At 69.5% G+C, this 24,745-nt stretch carries 28 protein-coding genes; 7 read left to right on the forward strand and 21 right to left on the reverse strand.

Annotated features, from left to right (window positions below):
* Positions 1-9: 9 nt before the first annotated feature.
* From ABD024_RS14590 to ABD024_RS14670, 17 genes are all read right to left on the reverse strand, one after another.
* Complete coding sequence (locus ABD024_RS14590) at positions 10-516, reverse strand: phage baseplate assembly protein V (RefSeq protein WP_343854098.1); 507 nt, start codon at positions 514-516, stop codon at positions 10-12.
* Positions 513-1,649: a hypothetical protein gene (locus ABD024_RS14595; protein ID WP_343854100.1), complete on the reverse strand. Its 1,137-nt coding sequence runs from the start codon at positions 1,647-1,649 to the stop codon at positions 513-515. The genes ABD024_RS14590 and ABD024_RS14595 overlap by 4 nt, the downstream gene beginning before the upstream one ends.
* Positions 1,642-1,962, reverse strand: coding sequence for a LysM peptidoglycan-binding domain-containing protein (locus tag ABD024_RS14600; protein ID WP_343854104.1), 321 nt, complete (start codon positions 1,960-1,962; stop codon positions 1,642-1,644). The genes ABD024_RS14595 and ABD024_RS14600 overlap by 8 nt, the downstream gene beginning before the upstream one ends.
* Positions 1,962-2,618, reverse strand: a complete 657-nt coding sequence (locus ABD024_RS14605) for a hypothetical protein (protein WP_343854107.1) — start codon at positions 2,616-2,618, stop codon at positions 1,962-1,964. The genes ABD024_RS14600 and ABD024_RS14605 overlap by 1 nt, the downstream gene beginning before the upstream one ends.
* Positions 2,615-3,391, reverse strand: a complete 777-nt coding sequence (locus ABD024_RS14610; RefSeq protein WP_343854109.1) for a CHAP domain-containing protein — start codon at positions 3,389-3,391, stop codon at positions 2,615-2,617. The genes ABD024_RS14605 and ABD024_RS14610 overlap by 4 nt, the downstream gene beginning before the upstream one ends.
* Positions 3,388-4,239: a hypothetical protein gene (locus ABD024_RS14615; RefSeq protein WP_343854112.1), complete on the reverse strand. Its 852-nt coding sequence runs from the start codon at positions 4,237-4,239 to the stop codon at positions 3,388-3,390. The genes ABD024_RS14610 and ABD024_RS14615 overlap by 4 nt, the downstream gene beginning before the upstream one ends.
* Positions 4,240-4,252: 13 nt before the next feature.
* Positions 4,253-5,929, reverse strand: coding sequence for an eCIS core domain-containing protein (locus ABD024_RS14620; protein WP_343854742.1), 1,677 nt, complete (start codon positions 5,927-5,929; stop codon positions 4,253-4,255).
* 160 nt (positions 5,930-6,089) lie between these two features.
* Positions 6,090-6,914: a hypothetical protein gene (locus ABD024_RS14625; protein ID WP_343854114.1), complete on the reverse strand. Its 825-nt coding sequence runs from the start codon at positions 6,912-6,914 to the stop codon at positions 6,090-6,092.
* A gap of 1 nt (position 6,915) precedes the next feature.
* A complete protein-coding gene (locus tag ABD024_RS14630) occupies positions 6,916-7,203 on the reverse strand; it encodes a hypothetical protein (protein WP_343854116.1) in 288 nt (95 codons plus the stop codon).
* Complete coding sequence (locus tag ABD024_RS14635; protein WP_343854120.1) at positions 7,200-9,350, reverse strand: ATP-binding protein; 2,151 nt, start codon at positions 9,348-9,350, stop codon at positions 7,200-7,202. Before ABD024_RS14635 ends, ABD024_RS14630 begins: the two co-directional genes overlap by 4 nt.
* A complete protein-coding gene (locus tag ABD024_RS14640; RefSeq protein ID WP_343854122.1) occupies positions 9,347-10,591 on the reverse strand; it encodes a Pvc16 family protein in 1,245 nt (414 codons plus the stop codon). The genes ABD024_RS14635 and ABD024_RS14640 overlap by 4 nt, the downstream gene beginning before the upstream one ends.
* Positions 10,588-11,334 carry a hypothetical protein gene (locus ABD024_RS14645; RefSeq protein WP_343854126.1) on the reverse strand — a complete coding sequence of 249 codons (747 nt, stop codon included), beginning with the start codon at positions 11,332-11,334 and terminating at the stop codon, positions 10,588-10,590. The genes ABD024_RS14640 and ABD024_RS14645 overlap by 4 nt, the downstream gene beginning before the upstream one ends.
* Positions 11,331-12,062, reverse strand: a complete 732-nt coding sequence (locus ABD024_RS14650) for a T4 family baseplate hub assembly chaperone (protein ID WP_343854128.1) — start codon at positions 12,060-12,062, stop codon at positions 11,331-11,333. Before ABD024_RS14650 ends, ABD024_RS14645 begins: the two co-directional genes overlap by 4 nt.
* Before the next feature lie 5 nt (positions 12,063-12,067).
* Positions 12,068-12,595 carry a phage tail protein gene (locus ABD024_RS14655; RefSeq protein WP_343854131.1) on the reverse strand — a complete coding sequence of 176 codons (528 nt, stop codon included), beginning with the start codon at positions 12,593-12,595 and terminating at the stop codon, positions 12,068-12,070.
* A 10-nt stretch (positions 12,596-12,605) separates the two neighbouring features.
* Positions 12,606-14,207 (reverse strand): phage tail sheath family protein, encoded by a 1,602-nt coding sequence (locus tag ABD024_RS14660; protein WP_343854133.1) that lies wholly within the window; start codon positions 14,205-14,207, stop codon positions 12,606-12,608.
* Between the two features lie 36 nt (positions 14,208-14,243).
* Positions 14,244-14,516 (reverse strand): hypothetical protein, encoded by a 273-nt coding sequence (locus tag ABD024_RS14665; RefSeq protein ID WP_343854136.1) that lies wholly within the window; start codon positions 14,514-14,516, stop codon positions 14,244-14,246.
* Between the two features lie 185 nt (positions 14,517-14,701).
* Positions 14,702-15,679: a sigma 54-interacting transcriptional regulator gene (locus tag ABD024_RS14670; RefSeq protein WP_343854138.1), complete on the reverse strand. Its 978-nt coding sequence runs from the start codon at positions 15,677-15,679 to the stop codon at positions 14,702-14,704.
* Between the two features lie 516 nt (positions 15,680-16,195).
* Between ABD024_RS14670 and ABD024_RS14675 the strand changes: the two genes are divergently transcribed.
* On the forward strand, positions 16,196-16,972 hold the full coding sequence (locus tag ABD024_RS14675; protein WP_343854141.1) for a ferredoxin--NADP reductase: 777 nt from the start codon (positions 16,196-16,198) through the stop codon (positions 16,970-16,972).
* Between the two features lie 189 nt (positions 16,973-17,161).
* Positions 17,162-17,644: a DUF456 domain-containing protein gene (locus tag ABD024_RS14680; RefSeq protein WP_343854146.1), complete on the forward strand. Its 483-nt coding sequence runs from the start codon at positions 17,162-17,164 to the stop codon at positions 17,642-17,644.
* A gap of 13 nt (positions 17,645-17,657) precedes the next feature.
* On the opposite strand, the gene ABD024_RS14685 is transcribed toward ABD024_RS14680, so the two are convergent.
* From ABD024_RS14685 to ABD024_RS14695, 3 genes are read right to left on the reverse strand one after another with little or no spacing between them, the layout of a single operon-like run.
* A complete protein-coding gene (locus ABD024_RS14685) occupies positions 17,658-18,011 on the reverse strand; it encodes a TfoX/Sxy family protein (RefSeq protein WP_343854151.1) in 354 nt (117 codons plus the stop codon).
* Positions 18,008-18,676 (reverse strand): PAQR family membrane homeostasis protein TrhA, encoded by a 669-nt coding sequence (gene trhA, locus ABD024_RS14690; protein WP_343854153.1) that lies wholly within the window; start codon positions 18,674-18,676, stop codon positions 18,008-18,010. The genes ABD024_RS14685 and trhA overlap by 4 nt, the downstream gene beginning before the upstream one ends.
* A 45-nt stretch (positions 18,677-18,721) precedes the next feature.
* Positions 18,722-18,967: a hypothetical protein gene (locus ABD024_RS14695; RefSeq protein ID WP_343854157.1), complete on the reverse strand. Its 246-nt coding sequence runs from the start codon at positions 18,965-18,967 to the stop codon at positions 18,722-18,724.
* Positions 18,968-19,321: 354 nt separating this feature from the next.
* Between ABD024_RS14695 and ABD024_RS14700 the strand changes: the two genes are divergently transcribed.
* From ABD024_RS14700 to ABD024_RS14720, 5 genes are all read left to right on the forward strand, one after another.
* On the forward strand, positions 19,322-19,987 hold the full coding sequence (locus ABD024_RS14700; RefSeq protein ID WP_343854159.1) for an energy transducer TonB: 666 nt from the start codon (positions 19,322-19,324) through the stop codon (positions 19,985-19,987).
* Positions 19,988-20,137: 150 nt separating this feature from the next.
* Positions 20,138-20,716 (forward strand): cysteine dioxygenase, encoded by a 579-nt coding sequence (locus ABD024_RS14705; protein WP_343854162.1) that lies wholly within the window; start codon positions 20,138-20,140, stop codon positions 20,714-20,716.
* A gap of 29 nt (positions 20,717-20,745) precedes the next feature.
* Positions 20,746-22,116 carry an FAD/NAD(P)-binding protein gene (locus tag ABD024_RS14710; protein WP_343854165.1) on the forward strand — a complete coding sequence of 457 codons (1,371 nt, stop codon included), beginning with the start codon at positions 20,746-20,748 and terminating at the stop codon, positions 22,114-22,116.
* A 19-nt stretch (positions 22,117-22,135) separates the two neighbouring features.
* A complete protein-coding gene (cls, locus tag ABD024_RS14715) occupies positions 22,136-23,530 on the forward strand; it encodes a cardiolipin synthase (protein WP_343854169.1) in 1,395 nt (464 codons plus the stop codon).
* 24 nt (positions 23,531-23,554) lie between these two features.
* The gene (locus tag ABD024_RS14720; protein WP_343854174.1) at positions 23,555-24,337 is read left to right on the forward strand and encodes a carboxylesterase family protein; all 783 of its coding nucleotides are present in this window, start codon (positions 23,555-23,557) and stop codon (positions 24,335-24,337) included.
* A 4-nt stretch (positions 24,338-24,341) separates the two neighbouring features.
* On the opposite strand, the gene ABD024_RS14725 is transcribed toward ABD024_RS14720, so the two are convergent.
* Entirely contained in the window at positions 24,342-24,728 is a 387-nt protein-coding gene (locus ABD024_RS14725) for a hypothetical protein (RefSeq protein ID WP_343854176.1), read from the reverse strand.
* Positions 24,729-24,745 lie beyond the last annotated feature (17 nt).

The following is a 24,745-nucleotide window of genomic DNA, read 5'->3' on the forward strand; positions in this document are numbered from 1 at the left end:
GCGCATCTCCTACGTCACGACCAGCGCGCCGTTGTTGATCGTCACCGTCGGCCCGGCCAGCACGATGGTGGCGCCCTGGCCATTGGAGATCGTGATGCCGATCTCGTTGATCAGGATCATCGCCCCGGTGACGCTCTTCAGCAGGATGCCGCCGGCCGGCCCCGGCACGTCGCTGATCGCGATGGTGTGCTGCAGGCCCGACTGCAGCACCACGCTGGGACTGGCCGGATTGCCGGCCAGCGCCAGCGCCGGCACTTCCGCTGCGGTACCCCAGAAGCCGCCGACCCAGACCGGGTAATCCGGATCGCCCTGCTCGAACTCGATCCACACGCCGGCACCGATCTGCGGCACCACGTAGACGCCGCTCTGCTTGCCGGCGATCGGCACGCACGGCATCGCCCAGCTCGACGGGATCAGCCCGGACACGTCCGGCACCATCACCTGGATGCGCCCGCGCTGTTCGGGATCCACGTTCTGGACCACGGTGCCCCGGTACTTGCCAAAGAACTTGCTCATGGCAGCACCAGCGGCACGGTGGAGATCAATCCCTTGCGCGACAGCTGGAAACTCTGCTTGTACTCGCCGCGCTTGATCGTGTGGCGCACCTGGGTGACGTAGTGCAGACCGTCAAACGCAGGGCCGACGCCGCGCACGCCGACCAGCTGGCGCGACTTCAGCACGCGGCCATAGCGCACCACGTCCAGGCTGCCGCGGCCGGTGACGGTATCGGCGGATTTCGCCGCCTCGGCCATGCCCAGCAGCAGCGCGCGCTGCGGCGAGTATTTCGCGGTCTCGGGCAAGGGACGGAACTGCTGCGGCGGCGGATCGATCAGACCCAGCGGCGGATTCAGCGGCCCGATGTCGGGAATCGGAATCGGCAGCGGCACCTTGGTCTGCTCGTTCTGGATGTAGACCACCGGCAGCTGCCGCGCATTGCCGTCGTAGCTGAAGCTGAGTTCGTCGACGTTGCTCGCGGCATCCATGTCCGCGTTCAGCGCCGGCTGCGGCACGCCCACCTTGATCTTCGGCCCCCAGTACGCGGTACTCATGCCGGGCAGCGGGCCGGGGTCGAGATAGAACACGTAGCCGACGCGCTCGGCCAGCAGACGGATGTATTCCAGGTCGCTGCCCTGCTGGGTCGGAATGCGGTTGGTCGGGATCGGCACGTCGAGCGCGATGCTGGGGATCACCAGCGGCACGATGCCGAGGAAGGCGTATTTCGCCAGCAGCAGCGCCACGATCGCCTCGGCCGGCATCGCCGGATACGGCAGGCCCGGCAAGCCGGAGAATTCCAGCTTGGTCATCACCGCGGTGAGATCGTCGCCGGTGACCTGCAAGGTGGTGTGGCGCTGGCCCGCACCCGGCAGCACTTCGGTGCGGGTCACCACGCCGTCGATCAGCACCTGCGGCATGCCGTTGACGGTGACCACCACGATCACCCGCAACAGCGGCACCACGCCGCCACCGGAGAGCAGGAACAGTGTGTGCAGCGGCGACTGCACGCTCAGCGTGAATTGCAGGGTGAACGCGCCGGCCGCCTCGTCCGGCGCGCTCACCTCGATCTGGGTGAGCGCGTCCAGCACGAGCTGCGGCACCGGCACCGGCACCACCGGCCCGACCAGCAAGGTCAGGTGCACGCCTTCAAGCATGCGGCACCCCCGGGATGCCTTCGGGCAAGGTGATGCGCAGCTTTTTCCCGATCGTCGCGGTCAGCTCCTGTGGGCGCAGCGCGCGGTTCGCGTCGCACAACCGCCAGAACTGTTCCGGATCGCCCAGGTACTTCGCCGCGATGTTGTCCAGCCGCTCGCCCTGCACGACTTGATGCCATTGCAGCAGCGCGAGATTTTCCGGCGCCGGCACGAAGCGGCGCTTGAGGTACGTCACCGGCGTGCCGTCCGCGCGCACGAAGCTCGCGGTGGGCGTCAGCGCGTAGCGGCTGGTGGGGGGAAAGATCGCATTCATCACGGCACTCCACTCAGGCCGAGCGCGGACAGCTGGCCGCCGGCGCCGCCGGCCAGGCGCTCCTTCTGCTGCAGGTAATTCATGAACAGGCTGGCGGCCTTGTGCCCGGACGGCACGTCGTTCACCGACAGCACGCGCAGGCCGAGGCTGACCTTGGCGCGGATCGGGTTCAGCGCCGTGTCGAACGCCTCCTCGGTGATGCCGAACTCGGTGATGCGCACCGGCAGGATGCGCGACTTGCTCCACACGAACAGCGCCAGCGGCGTCTCCATCGGCACGATCTCCAGCGTGCCGATCTGCGCCAGCACGTCGTTCGCGCGCAGCTGCCCGCTGCTCGGATAGACCATCGTCTCCAGCGCGGCCAGCTGCGCGAAGATGCCGGACTGGGCAGCGCTGCTGTTCTGCTCGGGGAACTCCAGCTGGTCGGTGGCGTCGATCTCCGCCTCCAGCTTCAGCGTCTCCACCGGTGGCCCCTTCAGGCGCAGCACTTCGGAACGGTCGCCGCCATCCGCACTGACGGCCTGCACCTGCAGCGAGCGCGTGAGCGAATCGGGGTTGTACTGCAGCGCGATCACCCGCAGCACCGCCGAGCTGGCCGCGTCGATCAGCACGATGCCGCCCTTGAGAATCCGCGGTGAGCCGGGGAATCCGCTCATGGCACGTGGCCGTAGCCGAGCAGCTTGTCCATCCGGCTCAGCACATAGGAAAAGCCCTGCACGCGCGGGCTGCGGTTGCCCTCGATCGTGTACAGCATGCCGTCCTGCACCGAATGCACCAGGCCGGTGTGACCTTGCCAGCCGGCCAGGTTCACCCGCCACCACACCACCACGTCGCCCGGCTGCGGCAGGTAGTCGCTGCCCGGCGCCGAGGCCCAGCCCTTGCGCTTGAATTCGGCCAGCAAGGCGCGCGCGCCAGGCGAATACGCGAACGGCATCGCCGGGCGGTCGCCCTCCACCGCCTGTAGAAAACACCAGCTCACGAACGAGGCACACCAGGAATTGCCTTCGTCCATACCGGCCGGCGCCAGATACTTGCGCACGAACGGGCCGCTGTTGTTGCCGCCGATCTCACGCGCGTTCGCCTTCAGCTCGCCGATCGCCGCCGCCAGCGCAGCACGCCCGAGCCGGCTGCCGCCACGCGCCGGCAGCGTGGCGTAGTCGACCGCGGTCGGCGTCTTGATGAACGGCTTCGGGTTCTGCAGGCTCCACCAGCTCAGCGGGCCGACCACGCCGTCGACCACCAGCGGCTGGCCGTGCTGGTCGAGGTTCTGCGCCTGGAATGCGCGCACCGCCTGCCAGGTCGTCGTGTCGAACGTGCCGCTGGCATCGACCGTATAGCCACGCTGCGCCAGCAACTTCTGCAGCTGCCGCACCTGCGGTCCCTGGTCGTTCTTGCGCAAGGTATCCATCGTCGTCGCTCCGTCGCTCATGGGTGGCTGCCCGTCCTGGCCGCGCGCAGCACGGCGGGGTTGATCCGGATGTTCGGGTCGATGCGGCGGGCCGCGTCGACGTTCGCCTGCGCTTTCTGCGGCTGGCCCAGCACCACGTAGGCCTTGGCCAGCGCCGCGTGCGACGCCGCAGGCAACACCGCGCCGGTCGACTGCAACTGCGTGGCGATCTCGGCAATCTGGTGCTGGCGTGCACTGTCCATCGGCGCCGTCGCGGCGGGTGTCGAAGAAGCGGGTGCGGGAGCCGGCGTGGCCGCGACGCTGCCGATTCCGGCTGGCGGCGCCGTCGCCACCGCAGTGCTCGCGGCCGCAGGCGGCGCGCTGGCCGCGGCGGCGGGAGGCGGCGCCGTGATCGGCGCGTTCGCCTGCACCTGGTTCAACTTCGCGGTGAGCACCGGCACCAGGGTGGCCTGCACCTGCGCCGAGGGTTTCTCATGCAGCACCGATTGCGCCAGCCGATAGGCCTTGTCCACTTCGCCAATCGCGCGGTAGCCATCCGACACCTGCGCCTGCAGCTGCGGATTGCCGGCGGCGCGCTGCTCCAGATTGCTGAGTGCCTGCTGCGCCTGCTGCTTCTGCACCGGATCGGTCGGCGCCTGCGGCTGCATGCGGATACGGTCCAGCTCGACCGTGTCCTGGCTGAACTTCACCGCCTGGATGCCGGGGAAGCCCATCAGCACGATCGCGAGCACGATCAGCGCCATCGCCATCTTGAAGTCGCGTCGCTGCACGATCATCACGGTGATTGCCGCCAGCGCGAACACGAACAGGATGAGGCCGCAAAGCAGCATCAGTTTTTCGTAGCCGTACAGGCCGTCGAAGATGTTCATGGCGAGGTGTCCATCAGGGTTTCCCCGGCGTGTCGAAATTGAATGGCCCCGGCGTCTTTATGCCGAACGATTTCTGCGCCGCCTCCAGCACCTGCGGACTGCATTCGACGGTGCTGGGTTCGTCCCGCGCCGGAACACCGGGCTGGCGTTCGCGCACGACCTGCGTGCGCTCCAGCACGATGGCTGCCCGGCGCATCAGCTCGTACGCCTGTTCGCGCTGCCGGCCGAACGGCATGCGCTCGAATTTCTCGCGTTCCGCCGGATCGGCAGGCGCCAGCGGGTCGGGCGTGCCTTGCTTGCCGAGGAACTCGTCCACGGCGCCGTGTTCCATGCCCGGCCCTTTCGGTTCGGGTTCCTGCTGGCCCTGTTCCGGCGGCAGCTCGCTCTCGCCGCTTTGCCTGGCGCCGGACAGGTCGCAGCCGGCGCACACCTTCGGGTCCGCCAGCCAGTCGCGGGCCGCCTGCGCCCGCTCGATGGCCAGCGCCACGTTGCCTTCGAACTGCGGCGCGTGTTCGGAACCACGCGGGCCCTCGGGCGAGGTGAAACCCTTGATGAAGGTGACCCGGTAACCCTGCTCGTTCAGCGCCTGGATGTCGGTCGGCAGCCGGAAATCCTTGCGCACCTCGTGCCTGGCGTGCCGGAAGAACACGTAGCGCGTCTGGGTGTCCGTCCGCTTCTGCTCCGGCACTTCCGGTACCGCTGGTATGTGATTGATTTTTTCGCAGGTGAAAACCAGCTTCTGCTGGCCCTTCTTGACGCAGTGGACGTCCTTCGCGGCCGCGCCACCGCCGATGTCGATGGTGAACATGCACGACCTCGCCCGCGGGTCGCAGTTGACCCCACCGGTCACGGTGACGTCCGGGGTCTGCACCTGCACCGACCCGCCTGCACCGGCGACGCCCTTGTCGTCCAGCTTGACCGACGGCGTGAGCGACACCGTGAAGCTCGAGCCCTGGATGAAGGTGACCTTCAGCCCGGGATTGATGGCGACGCCCTTCAGCGCGTCGGAGCCCGCAACCATGTTGGCGACCACCGACCCGAGCGCCTGCGGTATGTCCACGCCCGGCTTCAGGTTGACCTGGATGTTGCCCTTGCACAGATAAATGTCCAGCCAGATTTCCTTGAGGCTGGCGCCAGGCGTGACCGAGCCGTGGAAGCCGGGCACCGGCGGCCCGTCGGTGGCCGTCATCGTCACCCGGTAATCGGAGCCGTCGGGGCAATGCACGTTGCGCACGTCCGCGCTGTCGCCTGCGCTGGCGGCGCATCCGCGCATCTGCCGGCGCACCACCCCACTGCCGCCGGGCGCAACAGAAACCCGCTCGCCGCGCGTCACCGCGTCGGCCGCCCGGTCGGCGGCGATTTCGGAAGCGTCGCCGGGCGCCCCGATCGCCAGCGACGTGTGCAGGCCGCCGGCGCCGGGATCCTGCAGCGTATGCGCCAGCTCGTGCGCAAGCAGGTGACGGCCCGCCGGTGTGCCCGGTGCGTACTGCTGAGTGTCGAACACGACATGGCTGCCGACTGCGTAGGCGAGCGCTCCCACGGCGCGCGCGGATTCAGCGGCGTGGCCGTCGTCGTGCACGCGCACGCGGCTGAAGTCGCTGCCGAAACGCGGCTCCATCCAACTCCGGGTCGCAGGTTCGAGCGGCCGACCCGGAGTGGCAAGCACGTCATGCACGAGTCGCGGCACCATCGGCAATGCCGCGCCATCGCGGCTGCTTCGCCGCAGCCGCTTCTTCGCGCAATCCGGGCATTCGCCGCCGCCTGGCACATGCGTGCCGCAGGCGCATTTTCGCCGCAGCAGCGCGCCGTGAGCTACCGGCACCGACTTCGCCGCCACGCTGGCGCTGCGCTCAGCCATGTCCGCCGCCGGCGCGCGCCGCCGCCCTCTTCGTCGCCGCCAGCTTCGCCTTGCGCAATCCGGCGAGGAAGGCATCGAGCTTGCCCGCATCCAGCCCGCGCTTCTTCTTCGCGGTGTCGATCGCGTCGATGATCGCGTAGGCCTCGTCGCAGTACTTGACGAGGAAGGCCCAGCTCATCTGCTGCTTGCGGCCCCAGGTGACGCAGACCGGGCCGCTCTTCGTGTAGCCGGGCACGTAGACGTAGTGGCCATTCTTCGGATTCGGCTGGCCGGCCTTGCCGCCCACCACCGCCCATGGCTTGCCGGCGTAGAACTGGGTCAGTGCGGCATTGGGCAGGGTGAAGCCGAGGCCCACGCCGATGTCCATGAACACCGCGCGCTTGACCTCGCTGCGCTTGGCCTGGTCGATCTGCGCAAAGGCCTTGATCTTGTAGCGTCGCTTCGCGGCGAGCCAGCCCTGCTTGCGCCATTCCTTCAGCGAATCGAGCACGACCAGGCCGCTGTCCGTTCCACCGGTTTCACCGAAGTATTCGTGCAGCACGTCGTTGTCGCTGATCGCGATCAGCTTGTTCTGCTCGGCCTTCTCGAAGCGCAGGGTCTGGTGCGCGCGGCCGGCGATCACGCAATCGCCGTACTGGTCGTTGCCGAACATCGGCGTGGGGATGCCGTGATGCGCCACGTCGAAGTCGTACTCGGCCGGCAGCGCCGGTGGCGCCTTCAACAGCGCGGCGAACATCAGGTTGCGGTCGTCGCGTTTGGCCTTCCGTTTGCCGAAGCGAACGATGCCACCGGGACGGGGTTTGGGGATCGCTTTCATGTCAGTGCTCCTTGCCCGCGACGCGCGGGGCGGGAATGATGCCGAGGCCGTGCTGCACCGCCGTCGCGATGCGCACGCCGAGGCGGTCGCGCAGGTGGCTGGCAGTCGGCAGCGTCGCCGGCGGCAGTGTGGCCACTGCGCCAAGGCCGCGCAGTGCGTCGACGGCGCCGGGTTGCGCCAGCAGGCGGCCAAGCTCGCCTTCGAGTGCGGCACGCACGCTGCCTGCACGCTCGCCGCCGAGCGCGGCTTCGTCGATCACCAGCCGTTCGATATGCAGCTCGATGCTCACGGTTTCCCTCCGGCGCTTTCGAGCCAGCGGAAGTCCGCTTCGTTGATCGGCTTGTCCAGCTTGCGGTACTCGCCGCGCACGGCGTCCAGCAGCAGCGGCATGCCGATCGGCACGCCGCCCGTGGCCGCCATGAACGCCGCGTTCAGTGCAATGCCCTGGATGCTGCCGCCGGTGAGCGGGAGCCGCGCCAGGCGGTCCAGATCCAGCGCGCCCACCGCCGCCTGCGCCGGAAACACCGAGGCCCAGATCGCGCGGCGTTCGGCCGTGCCGGGAAACGGGAAGTTGAGGACGAAGCGCAGCCGGCGCAGGAACGCGCTGTCCAGCGCGCCCTTCATGTTGGTGGCCAGGATCGCCAGCCCGCGGAACGACTCCAGCCGCTGCAGCAGGTAGTTCACCTCGATGTTGGCGTAGCGGTCGTGGCTGTCCTTCACTTCGCTGCGCTTGCCGAACAGCGCGTCGGCCTCGTCGAAGAACAGGATCGCGCCACCGTCCTCGGCCGCGTCGAAAAGCTTGCGCAGGTTCTTCTCGGTCTCGCCGATGTACTTGCTGACCACCGCCGACAGGTCGATGCGGTACAGCGACAGGCCGAGTTCCTGCGCCAGCACTTCCGCCGCCATGGTCTTGCCGGTGCCGCTCTCGCCGGTGAACAGCGCGCTGATCGACAGCCCGCGGTTCATCCGCTGGCGGAAACCCCAGTCGTCGTAGACGGTGCTGCGCTGGGCAACCTGGTCGGCGATCTGGCGCAGCAGGGCCTTCTCGCTGTCGGGTAGTTTCAGATCGTCCCAGCCGGCCTTCGGCTCGATCCGCTGGGCGAGCCGGTCCAGCGCCGGCCGGGTATGCGCCAGCGCGCCCTGCCACAGCGTTTGTGCCAGCGCGGCGGGCTTGCCCTCGACCGCCGCCACCGCACCGCGCGCGATCTGCTCGATCTTGCCTAGGTTGAAATCGAAATGGCCGGCCAGCTGCTGCGGCTGCGCGCCGGCGGCGTCGCCGAGCAGGCGCTGCCACAGCGAACGTTGCTCGACGGCGGTGGGCTTGGCCACATCGACGCTGAGCGCATGCGTGACCGCACTCGCCCACGGCTCGCGCGCGTCCACAAAAGCGAGCCCACCAGTACGCGCGAGGAAGCGCTTGACCCACGCGGCAGCGGCGTCGCCGTGTTCGACCTCGGCCGCGTCGAGATACAACGCCAGCGGCAACAGCTGGCTTTCGCGCTGCCACAGCCGGCTCAGGGTTTCCTGTTCGGCGACGGCAGCGGGCAGCAGCTCGGCTGACAGCCGGTACGCCTGCGCGCCGAACGCGGCGGCGATCGTCTGCGCGATCGCCTGCTTGCTGACGCTGTCGCTGCCGAGCAGTTGCACCAGCGGCAGCGGCTCGCCCGGTGGCACATGGCGCAGGTTGTCCAGCAGCCGGTCGGCAAGCGCCTGCTGCGACGGCGGCAGCGTGGCCGGCGGCAATGCGGTGAGCAGCGGCGTCAGCCGGTCGTCCAGGTAGTTCATGCCTTTGACGAAATTCACCACGCGCTCGTCGGCACTCAGCGCCGCACCGATCAGCGGCTGCGCGCCGGGCTGGTGGATGTCGAGAAGGCGCCAGTAACGCAGCGGCCGCTGTGGCGACAGCGCATCCCAGCTCGGCGCATCCAGCACCGCGAAGGCCAGTGCGAAGGTGGGGTACGGCCGTGCCGGATCGTGCTGGGCCTGCGCGCACAGCGCGGGGAAGCGTGTGTCCAGTTCCATGCCGATGCACAGCAGGAGCACGTCGCGCTCGAACGCGGACAAGCCGAGGCGGTTCGCGAGCACCGCCAGCGCGGGAGTGTGGCCGCCCTCGTCATCGCCCGGTGCGGCAGCGGCGGTGCCGTCATCCGGCACGGCGGCGACGAGCGATCGGGCGACGGGCGGTTCGTCGGCATTCGCCGTCGCAAGCGGCGGCGGTACGTGCTGGCCGCCGAACAGCCGCGCGACCCAGGAATGCTTCGGCCCGGCCGGCGCGCTCACCGCCGGCGCGGATTCCATCAGCGCGGTGGCCGCCGCCGGTGCCGCCGGCGGCGTGTCGTGCCGCTGCGCGGCGCGTTCCAGCCGCGCGCGCAGCTCGGCCAGCGCACCGGCGAGGTAGCGGTCGTTCGCTTCCAGCCACGGCGCGTAGTCGCTCATGACACGACCACCTGCTGGTCTGCGGCGAACGCGGGCGCGCTGCCGCTGAAGTCGACCGGGATGCTGTCGGCACCGTCCACGCGCAGGCGCACGGTGTACGTGCCCGCGGCCACGCCGGTGAGCTGGAAGACCAGCGCGGTCGGCTGGTGCGTATCGGCCGGGTTGCCGAGGCTGGCCGGCGCCAGCAGGCGATCACCGAACAGCAGGAACACGCGCTGGCCGTCGCGGATGCGCGGCGTGCAGGTCAGGTTCAAGGCGAAGTCGCCGGCCGCGGCGGTGAGCGAACCCAGCGTAATGACCGGCGCCAGCGCCAGCGGCAGTTCATTGCTGAGCAGCGGCGGCAGGCCCGGCGGTTGCACCAGCAAGGCCACGGTGTAGATGCCCGGCGCCCAGCGCGCGGCGGCGTTCGTGTCTTCGGCAGTGTCGGCGAGATGCACGCGCAACGTGCCGGCCACGTCGCCGGGTTGCGGCGCGAGATCGATCGGTGCGTCGACGCGCAGGCTGCTGAAGCGGGCCAACGCGTGATCCGTCGCGAGCTGGCGCCCGTTCAGCACGATGTCCTCGCCGAGGCGCACGGCGGCTTGATGGCGCGGGTAGTCGAGCGCCTCCAGCACTGCGGCGGCGGACGCGCTGGCGATCACGCCGCGATCCTGCGGGCCGCGCCGCAGCACCGGCAGCGGCGCGCGCATCGTCGCCTGGCTGTCGATCAGCACCACCGCCGCCTCGTAGACGGCCGAGGCGCGGTAGTTGGTCTGGAACGCGGTCCACAACCGGGACAGCTCGTCCACACTTTGCGGCAGCGGGGTGACCCGCACGCGCTCGACCTGGCTGGCCAGGTCGTTGTTTGGTAGCGCGTTGCGGATGTCGTTGCCGTCGAGCACGCCGCGGTCGTGCAGGGTGCTCATTGCCGCGGCCAGCACGCGATGGCTGATCGCATCGTTGTCGTTCTCGCCGCGGCCCCACGCGGTGAGCACGTAGTGCAGGTTCAGCGCCAGCGGCGGCGGTGCGGTTTCGCCGGGCCGCACCTGGCCGGGCAGGTCGAGGTTGCGCCAGGCGGCATTGGCGACCACCTGGTACAGGAACAGGTTGAGCTGCGCCTTGCTGATGCCCTTGCGCGCCACGTCCGGCGGCTGCAGGGTCACTTCCAGGTCGCTCAGCTCGGCGTCCAGCGCCGGCATCTGCGCCAGCAGCAGGTTGCGCAGCGTGCGCGTGGTCGCGGCAATCGCCAGCACGTTGCTCATGGCGATGCCTTGCCGCCGCGCTGGCGCAGGTAGTCGTCGAGGCTGCTCGGCTGCGGGCCATCACGACGCCGTGGTGGCGCGGCGGCCATGGGCGCGGCGCGCACTTCGAGCCGGCCGATGCTGACGTGGACCACCGGCTCATCCGCTGCGCCGGCCTGGCCTTCGGTTCGCGCCGCCGCGGCCCGCGCGGCGACGGTGCGCCCGGATCGTGCGGGCGCTACGCGTGGCGCGGCAAACACCGGCGCAGGCGCGGGCAACAAGGCGCCGTTCGATGCTGGCGTTCGTGCCGCCTCCAGCCGATCCGGCGCGACGCGTGTCTTCCGCGGCTGTACCGGTAGCGGCGGTGCGGGCATGGCCAGACGCGCCAACACGGGTGGCGCCGCGGGGCGGTCGACGACAGGTGTGGAGGCCCGCTCGCCGACGATCGACGGTGCCGGTGCGTGCTGCGCCGCGCTCGCGGCGGCGCTTGCCGACGCTGGCGCCACCACGTGCTCGATGGGCGCGACGGGTGCTGCAGCCGGCTGCATCGACGTGCTCGCGGGCGTGGCACTTGTCGGCGCCACGCCCGGCACCGCGTGAACTGCGGGCGCCGCCTCGCGCCGGTCTGGCAGCGCCTCGCCCGCATCGGCCAGCGGCATGATCGGCGCACGCTGCAGCGGTTCGAACAGCGACGGCAGCCGCGGCGCCAGCGAGGTTTCGCTGCCGATCGCGCGTGCGGCCAGCCGGTCGATGAAATCGCTCATGGCGCGCACAGCTCCAGGTAAGCCTGGCGGCGGCGCGGGCTCAGCGCGAGGATGTCGGCCTCGGCCCAGTGGTAGGCCTGCGCCAGCGTATCCACCTCGCGCAGCATGTGCAGCGCCCAGGCATGAAGCTCCTGCCACAGGAAGCGCGCGATATCGAACAGCGGTTGCCATTCGTGACCGCAGTCCGGGCAGCGGAACGCCAGTTGCAGGTCGGCCTGCGGATCGGCCCGCGCCATCGCCTGCGCGATCTCCGCCTGCAGCTCGTGCGGGAGGCCGCGCGGCTCGCACGATTCGTCGCCACGCTGCGCGGCGAGCACGCAACGGTCGAGCAGCAGCGCACGCGCCGCCCCGGCATCGCCGCAGTTTTCCAGCGCCAGCAGGTCGCGGCTGTCGGGCAGGCGGAACTGCACGCGGATGCCGTACGCGGCGTGTTCCAGCGCGGCGGCGGCTTCCGCATCCGGCAGCCGCAGGTCATCGCAGTGGAACGTCGCCTCGACCGTGGCCGCGCATTGCGGGCACGCCGCCACCGCGTCGATCGCGGTGCCGAACAGGCGCTCGCGCAACTCGAGCAGCAGCGCATCGCGCCGGCCCAGCGGCAAGGCCGCCTGCGTTTCGGCGGAGTATTCGTCGCAGCTGCAGCCGAGCAGCAACAGTCCGCGTGCCGCGGCGGACGGGTCGCCCCCGCGTTCCCAGACCTGCAGCAGCTGCGCGGGCGTGGGCGTATGCATGACGCTCAGCCGGCGGGTACGGTGAAACTGGGTTCGCTCGGTTCGGTGACGCCCACGTCGCGCTCCCAACCCTCGTTCTCCAGCTTGAGGTGTTGGATCGCCACCGCGTTCGCGTTGGCGTCCAGGTCGGGCATCGCCTGGTACTCCGAGACCCAGCAGCGATACAGCTTGTAGGCAAGCGCGAGCTGGCCGGCCTCGTTGTAGACCTCGAGGATCAGGTCCTTGCGGAAATCCTTCAGCGAGACTTCCGCGCCGAGCCCGGCGCCGAAGTTCCACACCTTGTTCGCCCACTTCTCGAACTCGGTGTCGTGGGTGACCCCGCGCTCGATGGTGATCGCCTCGTACTCGGTGCGCCCGGGCGACTTGCGCGTGCTGCTGGGGTCGCCGCCTTCGCGGTGCTTGACCACCTCGGTGGTGCGCTTCAGACCCGACACCTTGCTGACGCCGGCCACGTAGCGGCCGTCCCATTTCACCCGGAACTTGAAGTTCTTGTACGGATCGAAGCGCTGCGCGTTGACGCTGAACTGAGCCATGAATGTGTCCTCAGGTCTGGATCTGGCCGGCCATCTGCTGCAGCTGGATGACCACGAATTCGGCGGGCTTGAGCGGCGCGAAGCCGACCACGATGTTGACGATGCCGAGGTTGATGTCGTTCTGCGTGGTGGTTTCCTTGTCGCACTTCACGAAGTAGGCGTCGCTCGGCGTCTTGCCCTGGAACGCGCCCTGGCGAAACAGGTTCTGCATGAAGGCGCCCACGTTGAGGCGGATCTGCGACCACAGCGGCTCGTCGTTCGGCTCGAACACCACCCACTGGGTGCCGCGAAACAGGCTCTCCTCGATGTACAGCGCGAGCCGCCGCACCGGCACGTACTTGTATTCGTCGGCGAGCAGGTCGGCGCCGCGCAGCGTGCGCGAACCCCACAGCACCGGACCGACCAGCGGGAAGCTGCGCAGGCAGTTCACGCCGAGCGGATTGAGCATGCCGTTCTCGGCATCGTTGAGCGCCACGGTGAGCCCCTGCACGCCGTTCAGCGCCGCGTCGATGCCGGCCGGTGCCTTCCACACACCGCGTTGCGTATCGGTGCGCGCCATCACCCCGGCGACGATGCCGCAAGGCACGAAGGTGTCGAGCTGGCCCTGGCGCTTCGGGTCCGACTCGATCACCCGCGGGAAGTACAGCGCGGCGTTGCGCGCGGCCATGCCGCCGAGCCCGAAGGCGGCGAGCACGGCCGGGGTGATCGCACCGGCGCTGCCCCAGTCGTTCGGCGCATCGACGATCAGCAGTGCGCGCCGCTCCACGCAGAGCGCCAGCGCTTTCTGGTAGACCGGCACGGACGTGTTGCCTCCACGCAGATCCGGCGGAAGGCACAGCAGGTTGAACAGGTCGGCCCTCTTCAGCGCGTAGATGCCGGTCTTGGCGTTCTCGTCGCCCAGGTAGGCCGCGTCGTCCAGCGCGACGCTGTCCACGGCCTGGTCGGCGGCGGCGACGCCGGTGGAGGACTTGTCCTGCTCCCACACGGTCTTGCCGGCGTCCGGGTCGAGGTGGGCGGCAGGCACGGCGGTGGCCGGCAGCGTCAGCGACGACGCCACGCGCAGCAGCGACGAGCCGGACTTCAGCACGCGGTCGGCCCGGCGCGGGCTCTCTTTCACGCTGAGGTTGAGGAAACTTTCCTGGGTGCCGCTGGCCATGTCGCGCACGGTCAGGTTGAACAGGTCGCCGACCACCAGCCCGAAGCTGCTGGCGATGTCGGCGGACACGTTGCTGTCGATGCGCGCGCGCAACTGGTTGCCCCAGCTGCCGGCGGAAGCGGCCTCCAGCGGCAGGTTCGCGATCTTGATCGCGGCCTTCGCCGGCTTGCCGTCGGTGCCCTTGTGCAGCCGCACGATCGCCGCCTGCGCGCCGCCGTTGACGTAGAAGTCGCGTACGGCGTAGCCCATCGGGTAGGCCGGATCGAGGCTGCCGAAGTTGCGCTCGAAATCGCCGTAGCTGTTGATGATGACCGGGCTTTCCGCATCGGCATCGATCGGCCCGCGCGCGGCGCGGCCGACAAAGGCGGTGATCGAGGTGGCCACGCCGGTGATGGTGCGGACGCCGCTGGGGATTTCCTCGATGTAGACGCCCGGATAGGTGAGCGCAGATGGCATGGGATCGATCCTCCGTCGTGAAAACCCGTGGCGCCGTCAGTGCGGCGGCTTCGTGTGCCGGTTCAGCGCATACAGCACCTCGCCGTCGGGCAACTCGTCGCGATGCAGCAGCCCCTCGGCCACCAGCCGGCTCAGCACATGCTCGATGCGCAGGCAGCCGCTTTCATAGCGCTGCAGCGGCAGCCACCAGTTGACGATGCCGCGCAAGGTGTCCGCCGCCTGCGGATGGGAGTGCAGATACGCGAGTACCGAACGCTCGATCTCCATCTCGCCTTCGCCGACCGTGCTTTTGCCCTGATGTTTCGTCATGGGACTCTTCTGCACACATGCTTGCAGCGAGGCAACATGCATGCCATCGGGGAACGTCCATCGGATGAGGCGCCGGCTGGGTTTGCGACATCCGATCCGCGGCCGGCCGGGTCAGGAATGACCCGCTTCAGCGGCGCAGTGGGAGCGATTGCACCCGGACTGGCCGCCGCTATCGCACCCGCGGATCAGTGCGACCGGAACCGCTTGGTTTCGATGCCGTGCTTGAGCAGCAGTTTGCCGAGCTGGCGGCGCTCGGTGCCGGACAGGCGGGCGGCAGCGCTGACGTTGCCGCCCGCCTGCTGCATCAACCGGGTGAGGTAGTCGTGCTCGAACTTGCGGATCGCGTGCAGCTTGGCGGCGCTGAAGCCGAGATCCGGCTCGTTCGCGCGACGCCGCGGCGCCGACGCGGTGCCGGCGAATGCCGGCTCCGCGGCCAGCAGTTCGGCCGCGCCGACGACGCTGCCTTCAGTGCATACGTAGGCACGCAAGGCGACGTTCTCCAGTTCGCGCACATTGCCCGGCCAGGCATACCCGAGCAGCGCCTGCATCGCATCCGCACCCCAGCTTTTGTCCGGGCCGCGCAGGCGTACCGCCACGAGCCGGATGAAATGAGCGGCAAGTTCGGCCACGTCCCCGTCGCGTTCGCGCAGCGGCGGCAGTCGCAGATACAGCGCGTTGAGCCGGTAGTGCAGGTCGCGGCGGAAGTGTCCGGAGGCCACCTGCTGTTCCAGGCCGGCATTGGTGGCAGCGATGATGCGCGCATCCGAGACCCGCGCCGCGCCACCGCCGACCGGGCGGTACTCGTTGTCCTGCAGGAAGCGCAGCAAGGTCACCTGGCCCTTGTCCGAGAGCGCATCGACTTCGTCCAGGAACAGCGTGCCGCCGCGCGCATGGTCGATCAGGCCGGGCTGGGCGGCCCTGGCGTCGGTGAAGGCGCCGCGGTCGTGCCCGAACAGTTCGTTCTCGATCAGGCTGTCGGGGATCGCACCGCAGTTGACCGGCACGAACGGATGGTCGCGGCGCGCGCTGGCGTAGTGGATCTCGCGCGCCGCCAGCTCCTTGCCGGTGCCGGTCTCGCCCTCGATCAATACCTGCACGTCGCAGCTGGCGTAGCGCTGCAACTGCGCCCGCACTGCCTGGATTGCCGTGGATTGGCCGAGCATGACCGGCATCGCCTACCCCCGAAGTCACCAACAAGACACCAGGCACGCCAGTCTCGGCGTGCAGCGGAATCCCCCTGGCACCATCGTGATTCGGCCTGTGGCGCTCCGGATCATCGGCGACGCTGCAGTATGCGCAGTTTCGGTGCTGCAGTCCAAACGACGTTTCTGTTGTGGTACTTGGCTGTCGTCGGCGTAGTACTTCGCCGCAGACGGAGCCAGTACACCGCCTTATGTGCGTCAGGAACGGCTACCGGTCACAAAATCGACGCTTGCGTCCCCCTTGGATCGAGGGCGCGGCATGGCGTCGCAGACCCACGCTTCGTGGCACTCATTGCCGTGCGGGTACGGGCGCGACGGCGCCCGCTCGCGTATCCTTAGGGACACCGTCGCCGCGTTCATTCCGGCGCTCGCCAGGCACCGCGGCCATGACCGCCCTCCCCGCGAGTCCCCACTCCGGTCTGCCGGATGATCCGGCGTGCGATTCCTCCTGACACCGCAACACGCGAGACGACCGACATGGTGGCAATGGCAACCGAGCACGTGATCGACGTGCGGCACTGGAACGACAACCTGTTCTCCTTCCGCACCACCCGCGACCCGGGTTTCCGCTTCGACAGCGGCCAGTTCGTGATGATCGGGCTGGAAACGGAAGGCCGCCCGCTGATGCGCGCCTACTCGATCGCCAGCGCCAGCTGGGAGGAGCACCTGGAGTTCTTCTCGATCAAGGTGCCCAACGGCCCGCTGACCTCGCGCCTGCAGCACCTCAAGCCCGGCGACCCGCTGATCGTCACGCGCAAGCCCACCGGCACCCTGGTGCTGACCGACCTCAAGCCCGGCAGGCATCTCTACCTGCTCGGCACCGGCACCGGGCTGGCGCCGTTCATGAGCATCATCCGCGACCCGGACACCTACGAGCGCTTCGACAGGATCGTGCTGGCCCACGGCGTGCGCCAGGTCGCCGACCTGGCCTACGCCGACTACCTGGAAAACCAGCTGCCGCAGCACGACTACCTGGGCGAGCTGGTGCGCGAGAAGCTGATCTACTACCCCACCGTGACGCGCGAGCCGTTCCGCCACCATGGCCGCATCACCGACGCGATCGTCGATGGCGCGATGAGCGCGGCGACCGGGCTGTCGCCGCTGAATCCGGCGATCGACCGCGTGATGCTGTGCGGCAGCCCGGCGATGCTGGACGACCTGAGCGCCCTGCTCGACGGCCGCGGCTTCCAGGCCTCGCCGCGCACGCGCGAACCAGGCGACTACGTGATCGAGCGGGCGTTCGTGGAGAAGTAGCCTTTACGTCCGGGACGCTTCAATCGCGCGCTGACGTGCGCTCAGTGCCTCCGGGCAATACGTGCGCTTGTGTCCACGGAGATTCCGGCAGGCGCGGACGCCACGCGCTTGCATGCCATAGTGTCCCCACCAGCTAGGGTTGTGCGGCCGGCATGTCCGCCGCGTGACCACGCCAACGGAACCCGACTGATGGATATTGCGTTGTATGTGCTGGCCGCGTTGCTGATCGTCGGCGGCCTGGCCGGTGCCGTGCTGCCGGCCCTGCCCGGCATCCCGATGCTGTTCGGCGGCATCTGGCTGGTCGCGGCGGTGGACGGTTACCGGCACCTGGGCCTGTGGTGGCTGCTGATCATCGGCGTGCTCGGCACGCTCGGGGTAATCGTCGATTTCGTTGCCGGCACGCTCGGCGCGAAGCGCGTAGGTGCCAGCAAGCTGGCCCTGTGGGGCGCGGCGCTGGGCACCCTGGTGGGCATGTTCTTCGGCATTCCCGGCCTGCTGTTCGGCCCGTTCCTGGGCGCGCTGGCCGGCGAACTGGCCTCCGGCACCAGCGTGCTGCGTTCGACCCACGTCGGCGTCGGCACCTGGCTCGGCCTGCTGTTCGGCACCCTGGTGAAGCTGGTGATCTCGTTCGTGATGGTCGGCTTGTTCGGCGTCGCCATGCTGTTCGGTTGAGCGCGGCGCGAATTCAGCGGCCCGACCGGGGCAACGCCGCCGCGGCGCTCTTTGCCAGCCAGCCGGCAAGCTGCACGGTGTCGCGGCTGAGCGCAGCCGGCAGCACGATGTAGTGCCGGCTCGGTGCCGCGCCGGGTTTGGCGATCAGGCGCGCGGTGCCAGCGTGTTGCAGCAGCACGGCCTGGTCGGACGGCGCCAGTTTCAGCGCCAGCCCGGCGGGGGTCAGCCACGCACAGGGCTGCTCGTCGAGATAGGCCATCAGGCCACCGAACATCGGCTTGAAACGCAGATCGTGCGGCTTGCCCAGGTGGATCGCCGCGTCTTCGAGTTCGCGGCGCAGGGCTTCGAGCGCGGCCGGCATGCTCATGCCGGTGCGTCGGGAATCACGTACAGCAGCACCGCGAGAAAGTGCAGCACGCTGCCTGCCAGTACGAACACGTGCCACAGCGCGTGGTGGTAGGGTAGCCCTCGCCACAGGTAGAACGGCACACCCAGCGTATAGGCCAGGCCGCCGGCCAGCAGCAGCGCGGTGCCGCCGCTCTGCAGGTGCTCGCTGAGCGGCTTGAACGCGATCATGCCGATCCAGCCCATGCCCACGTACAACAGCACGGCCAGCTTGCGATAGCGCCCGAGCAGGCCCAGCTCCAGTGCGCTGCCCAGCAAAGCCAGCGTCCACACCGCGGCGAACAGGCTCCAGCCCCACACGCCGGGCAGAGCGATCAGCGTGAACGGGGTATAGGTGCCGGCGATCAGCACGTAGATCGCGATGTGATCCAACGCGCGCAGCGCCGGCTTGGCCGCCACCACGGAAACCGAGTGGTAAAGGGTCGAGGCGGTGTACAGCAACACCAGCGACGCACCGAACACGGCGCAGGCCACCACCGTCAGCGCATTGCCATGCAGCGCCGCGAACGCCACCAGCGTGGCCAGCCCGGCGATGCTGAGAACGATGCCGACACCATGGATGACGCTGCTGGCGAGTTCGTCGGCAAAGTTGTAGCGCGGCAGCAGCGCGGCGGATGTGGCGGGCATGGTCGACTCCTGCATGGGTCGGCGCCGGCAGCGCCTCGGCGTACCTTAGCCGGGGCGCCGGGGCTTGCCTACTGTGGCATGCGGCCAGTCACGACCGCTGCGCCAGGCTGCGAACGCCGCGGCCGACTTCTCCGCGCCGGGCCGCGCTTCGGCGTTGGCATAGTGGCCCAGCACGTCGCGCACGTTGCTGATGCCGGTAAATTTACCGACACCGTCGATGATCTTCATCTTGCCGAAGGTCAGGCCGCCGCATGCCAGCCTCACCACGCCCGCCCCTTTGATCAGGTTCATCGTCGTTCCCCGGCGCCTGCCGGCCCGTTGCCCGGGGCCGATGGTTGCAGGACCGCGGCGAGAACCGGCGTGAAACCCGCCTTCACAAAAAATCCACGCCGCATCACGGCGGCCGCAGCACAAGCTGTTGCTAGCGGGTGTGAGCATCCCCTGATCATCCGCATTATCGCCCCGCCTTCCCGCGGGGTTTTTTTTGCCCGCTGCGGCCACCACGCCGCCATCCGGCATTTGGCCATCCAGCCGTCTGCTTGCGCAACCGCCTTGCCGGGGCATACGCTGCAGTCGCGACGGCACGATCCCCCTGCCCACGCAGCGTGACCGCCGCAACTTCCCCACCGAAGTCAGGAGGTCGCCATGTCGTCCGCAAGCCTGGCCGTCGCTCACCGTACCCACCCCGACCGTGCACGCATCGCCGCCATCAGCGCCGCGATCGCACTCAACCTTGCCGTGATCGTGATTGCCTCGCGACCGACCGGCCCGGCATTTTTTCACGCGACCGAACGGGTCAACCCGATACCCACGATCCACTTCGTCGAACCGAAACCGCTGCCGCCTCCTCCGCCGCCGGTCGAGATGAAGCCCGTGCCGCACCCGCCGGTCGCGCCCATCGCGCATCCGCGGCCGTTGCCGGCCAACCCGCCGGCCGTCGTACCCAGTACCGAAGGCAATGTCGCCGCGCCGCCGGTCACCACCCCGACCCTGCTGCCGAACGCCAGCACGCCCGGGCCGACGCTGACGGCGCCGGTCGAGGCCAGCCTGGCCTACCGCTCGGCCCCGCTGCGCTTCCCCACCCGCGCCCTGCAACAGCGCATGCAGGGCACCGTGCTGCTGCGCGTGCTGGTGGACGAGACCGGCAGGCCGGTGCAGGTGTCGGTGGAGCACGGCAGCGGCTACCTGCTGCTCGACCGCAGCGCCGCCGAGCAGGTGCTGGCCGGATGGCGTTTCCAGCCGGCAGTGGTGAACGGACAGGCGGTGCGTGCGTGGGCGCGGGTGCCGGTGACGTTCAGCCTGCGCGAATAGCGACCCGGCGCGGGTATCCGGTCGGCCGCCACGCCGCCCGGATACCCATCCACGCACCGGCGCAAGTGCCCGCAGCGATGCCGTCGGCTTACGCGCCTTTAACGATACGCATGCTCCACTGGCGCCCATTCACCCTGCCAGGTTCCACGCATGGGCAAGCACCAGCACACCTTGAAGACCCTGCGCGCGATCGCGCTCGAACATGCCACCGCCGAACACCCCGACCTCGCCACGATGGCGCGCGAACTGGGCCGCGTGGTGCACCAGGACGCATCAGCGCTGGCCACCCGGCTGGCCTCGCTGCGCCAGCGCCGGCACGGTCTCGAACGCTGGCTGCTGGCCGAGCGCAGCAAGCCGTCGATCAGCGTGCTGGTGCTGGCATGGCCGCCGAACCACGCCACCCCAGTGCATGACCACGCCGGCCTGTGGGGTCTGGAAATGACCCTGGTAGGCGCGCTGGAAGTGCAGTCGTACCGCCGCGACGCCGACTCCGGCGAGCTGAGCCTGCACGGCCGCAACTGGCTCGGCCCGGGCGACGGCGTCTGGTTCGAAGGCGATCGCGGGCAGGCGCATCGCTGCCGCAACCTGTCACGGCACGACACGGCACTCTCGCTGCACGTCTACGGCGGCGACCTGGCAGAATATTTCGCCTACGAACAGGCCGAGCCCACCGGGCGGTGGGTCGCACAGCCGCAGCGCAGCGTCATCGCCGGTCGCCTGCCCGGCTGACCCGCACGACACCAGACACAGGGAATTTCATGTTTCGACGGGTCGCCATCATCGGCGGCGGCGCCGCGGCCGCCACGCTGCTCAGCGAGCTGCTGGAGCGCGAGTCGCCGCAGCCGCTGCAGCTGGACTGGTTCACCGGCGGCGGCACGCCGGCACGCGGAGTGGCCTACGGCACCACCTCGGAGCGCCACCTGCTGAACGTGCGGGCGGCCTCGATGAGCATGTTCGCCGGCAAGCCGCGCGGCTTCCTGGATTTCGTGCAGGGCGACAACCCCGCCATCGCCGGCACCGACTTCCTGCCGCGCCGCCGCTACGGTGACTACCTCGAGGCGGAAGTGGCGCGCGCGTTGCAGCAGGGCAAGGCGCACGGGCACCACGTCAACATCATCCCGTTCGCGGTCGACGCGCTGGTCCCGGAGCGCGATGGCATCACCGTGATCCACGGCGAAGAAAGCCACCCGGCCGACGCCGCCGTGCTGGCCCTGGGCGCGCTGCCGCCGCAGCCGCTGGCCGGCGTCAGCGCCGCCGCCCTCGCCAGTGGCCGTTACGTGGTCGATCCATGGCGCCTGCTGGCCAACGCCGGCGCGCTGCAACCGCCGCCGCGCAAGGTGGTGTTGATCGGGCTGGGGCTGACCGCGGTCGACGTGCTGCTGGAATTGTCCGCGCAATGGCCGCAGGCCGAATTCGTCGCGATCTCCCGCCACGGCCGCTTTCCCGAAGCGCACCTGCACGCCGCCGCCGCGCCCGCCGATGACGGCGCCGCGCTGGTCGAGGCGATGCGCGATGCGCCCGAGATCCGCCACTGGATGCGCCTGCTGCGCGAGGCGATCGCCCTGGAAGGCACCGAGTGGCGCGCCATCGTCGACAGCCTGCGCCCGCACCTGCCCAGCCTGTGGGCCGAGCTGTCGCCCGAGCAGCGCGCGCGCTTCATGCGCCACGCGCGCTGGGCGTGGGAGCGCGTGCGTCATCGCATGCCGCCGCAGATACATGAAGCGATCACCGCGCTGGAACGCGACGGCCGGCTGCAACGCCAGCGCGGACGCGTGCACGCGGTGGACGTCGCCGACGCCGCGCTGCAACTGACCGTGGGCCATGCCGGCACGACCCACCTGCTGGATGCCGACCTGGTGATCCAGACCGTCGGCCTGGAGACCGACCTGCGCCGCAGCGACCACCGGCTGATCAGCCAGCTGCTCACCAACGCGCACATCGCCGCCGACCCGCTCGGCCTCGGCGTGCAGGCCGACAGCGACGGCCACCTGCGGCACGGCGACCAATACTGGCCGAACCTGTTCGCCATCGGCAGCCTGCTGCGCGGCACGCTGTGGGAATCCACCGCGATGCCGGAAATCCGCCAGCAGGCCCGACACCTGGCCGACCAGCTGTTGAGCAACGACTGAGCCGCCCGCCGCGCCCGCGATGACCGCCAGCGCACTCACCGCCTGCATCGTCCTGCTGCATCTGCTGGGCATGTTCGCGGCGATGCATGCGGTGATGCATGCGCGCACGCCGCAGGGCGCGGTCGGCTGGACGCTCGGCCTGCTGTTGCTGCCGTACGTGACCCTGCTGCCGTACCTGTATCTGGGCTCCAGCCGCTTCCTCGGCTATCGCGCCGGTCACCACCTGCCACGTGCACGCGCGCTTTCCGCGGCGACGGACGCCGCCTCGCCGGTCGACCCGGGTTGCGCCCGCTACGCCGCGCTCAGCGCGCTGCAGGGGCGGCCGTTCCGCCGCGGCCACCGGCTGCGCCTGCTGATCGACGGCGCAGCCGGTTTCGACGCGATGCTGGCGGCGATGGCCGCGGCCGAACACTGCCTGCTGGTGCAATTCTTCATCATCCACGACGACGCGCTGGGCCGGCGCCTGCAGCAGGTGCTGCTGCAACGCGCGGCGGCTGGCGTAAAGGTGTGCGTATTGTTCGACGGTATCGGCAGCCATGCGCTGCCGCAGCGCTACGTCGAGACCTTGCGCGCGGGCGGCGTGGCGATCCACCGCTTCGCCACCCACCGCTGGCGCAACCGCTTTCAGCTGAACTTCCGCAACCACCGCAAGATCGTGGTGGTGGACGGTGCGCGCGCCTTCGTCGGCGGGCTCAACGTGGGCGACGAATACCTGGGCCTGAAGCCGCCGCTGGCGCCGTGGCGCGACACCCACCTGGAACTGTGCGGACCGGCGGTGGCCGACCTGCAGCAGCTGTTTGCCGAGGACTGGCAATGGATCACCGGCGCAGTGCCGCCGCTGCTGCCCACGCCGCCCGGCGACGGCGACGCCAGCGCGCTGGTCGTGGCCAGCGGCCCGGCCGATCCGCAGGAAACCGGCTCGCTGTTCTTCGCCGCCGCGATCAACGCGGCGCAGCAGCGCGTATGGCTGAGCACGCCCTACTTCGTGCCCGACACCGCCGTGCGCGCGGCACTGCAGCTGGCGGTGCTGCGCGGGGTCGACGTGCGCGTGCTGATCCCGTCGCGGCCGGACCACCACACCGTGTTCCTCGCCTCCAGCCTGCACGCCTACAACGCCGTGCGCACCGGCATCCGCGTGTACCGCTACCAGCCCGGCTTCCTGCACCAGAAGGCGCTGCTGGTCGACCGCGACACCGCCGCGATCGGCAGCCTGAACCTGGACAGCCGCTCGTTCCGGCTCAACTTCGAGGTCGCCGCCCTGGTCGTCGATCATGCCTTCGCCGCCGAGGTCGCCGCGATGTTGACCGATGACTTCAGCCACGCGACGGCCGTCGACGAACGCGAATACCGCGAGGCGCCCTACCTGCGCCGGGTGGCGATGCACGTGGCACGATTGTTCGATCCGCTGCTGTAGCTCGCCCACCCGGAGTATCCCGCCATGCGTCAGCTCGCCCTGCTGCTTTGCCTGATGGCCGTCAGCCTGGCCGGCCACGCCGGCGAGCCGGCGCGCTTTGTCGAGCGCTCGCTGGAACTGCATGGCGCGACGTACCGCTACCGGGTGTTCGTACCGGACGGCTGGACGGCCGAACGCAGCTGGCCGGTGGTGCTGTTCCTGCACGGCAGCGGCGAGCGCGGCAACGACAACCGCGCCCAGCTCGGCCAGGGCCTGCCGCCGTGGCTGAAGGAACACGGCGGGGATTTCCCGGCCGTGGTGGTGATCCCGCAGGCGCCGGCCGGCAGCCGCTGGAACGGCAAGATCGAGCAGATGGCGCTCAAGGCGTTCGACGACAGCATCGGCGAATGGCGCGGCGACCGCCGGCGGCTCTACCTCACCGGCCTGTCGATGGGCGGCTATGGCTCGTGGCAGATCGCACTGGACCATCCCGACATGTTCGCCGCCGCCGCGATCATCTGCGGCGGCATCCGCCATCCGAACGACAACGCCGACCTGTCCGTGCAAGGCATCCCCGCCGACGCCGGCAACCCGTATGCCTGGGTCGCCGCCCACCTCGGCGCGCTGCCGACATGGATCTTCCACGGCGCGCTCGACGACGTGGTGCCACCGGAGGAATCGCGCCGCATGCACGTTGCGCTGCAGACGCGCGGCGCCGAGGTGCGTTACACCGAATTCGCCGGGATCAACCACGCCTCCTGGCAGGCCGCATACGCCACCAAAGAACTGTGGCCGTGGCTGTTCGCGCACCGCCTGCCGGCACGCTGAGAAACTACTTGCGCCCGCCGAAGCGCCGGCGCCAGTCGCCGCTGCACAATGCCCAGCCCACGTAGATGCCGGCCGTCACGCCCAGCAACTCGCACAATGCGCGCAGGCCGATGCTGTCCGGGTCGTGCACCTCGGCCAGCTTCACCTTCAGCAGCTGCAACGACTGCACCTGGCCGTAGTTGAAATAGAACAGGTTCCACAGGTCGCCGCTGGCGGTCAGCGCGGTCGCCAGCAGGAACGTCCAGCCGATCTGCGCACCGTAGCCCCAGCCGTTGCGCCGGCCCAGCCAGTGAAACACGAAAAACAGCAGCAGCCCTGCCGCCGCGGCGATCAAGCCGGCCTGGAGCCCGCCGACGATCCCGTAACCCATCCATGACTGGTCGTACTGCATTGCGCACCCCTGAACCG

It is taken from the genome of Rhodanobacter soli, from assembly GCF_039523495.1.
Lineage (GTDB): Bacteria > Pseudomonadota > Gammaproteobacteria > Xanthomonadales > Rhodanobacteraceae > Rhodanobacter > Rhodanobacter soli.

Bases quoted from the DNA above. Each gene is read 5' to 3' on its own strand.
- ABD024_RS14625 (WP_343854114.1), bottom strand. From the start codon at position 6,914: ATGAAAGCGATCCCCAAACCCCGTCCCGGTGGCATCGTTCGCTTCGGC.
- ABD024_RS14695 (WP_343854157.1), bottom strand. From the start codon at position 18,967: ATGAACCTGATCAAAGGGGCGGGCGTGGTGAGGCTGGCATGCGGCGGC.
- ABD024_RS14660 (WP_343854133.1), bottom strand. From the start codon at position 14,207: ATGCCATCTGCGCTCACCTATCCGGGCGTCTACATCGAGGAAATCCCC.
- ABD024_RS14670 (WP_343854138.1), bottom strand. From the start codon at position 15,679: ATGCTCGGCCAATCCACGGCAATCCAGGCAGTGCGGGCGCAGTTGCAG.
- ABD024_RS14590 (WP_343854098.1), bottom strand. From the start codon at position 516: ATGAGCAAGTTCTTTGGCAAGTACCGGGGCACCGTGGTCCAGAACGTG.
- ABD024_RS14610 (WP_343854109.1), bottom strand. From the start codon at position 3,391: ATGAGCGACGGAGCGACGACGATGGATACCTTGCGCAAGAACGACCAG.
- ABD024_RS14700 (WP_343854159.1), top strand. From the start codon at position 19,322: ATGTCGTCCGCAAGCCTGGCCGTCGCTCACCGTACCCACCCCGACCGT.
- ABD024_RS14685 (WP_343854151.1), bottom strand. From the start codon at position 18,011: ATGAGCATGCCGGCCGCGCTCGAAGCCCTGCGCCGCGAACTCGAAGAC.
- ABD024_RS14640 (WP_343854122.1), bottom strand. From the start codon at position 10,591: ATGAGCAACGTGCTGGCGATTGCCGCGACCACGCGCACGCTGCGCAAC.
- ABD024_RS14665 (WP_343854136.1), bottom strand. From the start codon at position 14,516: ATGACGAAACATCAGGGCAAAAGCACGGTCGGCGAAGGCGAGATGGAG.
- ABD024_RS14655 (WP_343854131.1), bottom strand. From the start codon at position 12,595: ATGGCTCAGTTCAGCGTCAACGCGCAGCGCTTCGATCCGTACAAGAAC.
- ABD024_RS14725 (WP_343854176.1), bottom strand. From the start codon at position 24,728: ATGCAGTACGACCAGTCATGGATGGGTTACGGGATCGTCGGCGGGCTC.
- ABD024_RS14605 (WP_343854107.1), bottom strand. From the start codon at position 2,618: ATGAGCGGATTCCCCGGCTCACCGCGGATTCTCAAGGGCGGCATCGTG.
- ABD024_RS14705 (WP_343854162.1), top strand. From the start codon at position 20,138: ATGGGCAAGCACCAGCACACCTTGAAGACCCTGCGCGCGATCGCGCTC.
- ABD024_RS14635 (WP_343854120.1), bottom strand. From the start codon at position 9,350: ATGAGCGACTACGCGCCGTGGCTGGAAGCGAACGACCGCTACCTCGCC.
- ABD024_RS14650 (WP_343854128.1), bottom strand. From the start codon at position 12,062: ATGCATACGCCCACGCCCGCGCAGCTGCTGCAGGTCTGGGAACGCGGG.
- ABD024_RS14675 (WP_343854141.1), top strand. From the start codon at position 16,196: ATGGTGGCAATGGCAACCGAGCACGTGATCGACGTGCGGCACTGGAAC.
- ABD024_RS14620 (WP_343854742.1), bottom strand. From the start codon at position 5,929: ATGGTGCCGCGACTCGTGCATGACGTGCTTGCCACTCCGGGTCGGCCG.
- ABD024_RS14710 (WP_343854165.1), top strand. From the start codon at position 20,746: ATGTTTCGACGGGTCGCCATCATCGGCGGCGGCGCCGCGGCCGCCACG.
- ABD024_RS14615 (WP_343854112.1), bottom strand. From the start codon at position 4,239: ATGAACATCTTCGACGGCCTGTACGGCTACGAAAAACTGATGCTGCTT.
- ABD024_RS14645 (WP_343854126.1), bottom strand. From the start codon at position 11,334: ATGAGCGATTTCATCGACCGGCTGGCCGCACGCGCGATCGGCAGCGAA.
- trhA (WP_343854153.1), bottom strand. From the start codon at position 18,676: ATGCCCGCCACATCCGCCGCGCTGCTGCCGCGCTACAACTTTGCCGAC.
- ABD024_RS14720 (WP_343854174.1), top strand. From the start codon at position 23,555: ATGCGTCAGCTCGCCCTGCTGCTTTGCCTGATGGCCGTCAGCCTGGCC.
- ABD024_RS14600 (WP_343854104.1), bottom strand. From the start codon at position 1,962: ATGAATGCGATCTTTCCCCCCACCAGCCGCTACGCGCTGACGCCCACC.
- ABD024_RS14595 (WP_343854100.1), bottom strand. From the start codon at position 1,649: ATGCTTGAAGGCGTGCACCTGACCTTGCTGGTCGGGCCGGTGGTGCCG.
- cls (WP_343854169.1), top strand. From the start codon at position 22,136: ATGACCGCCAGCGCACTCACCGCCTGCATCGTCCTGCTGCATCTGCTG.
- ABD024_RS14680 (WP_343854146.1), top strand. From the start codon at position 17,162: ATGGATATTGCGTTGTATGTGCTGGCCGCGTTGCTGATCGTCGGCGGC.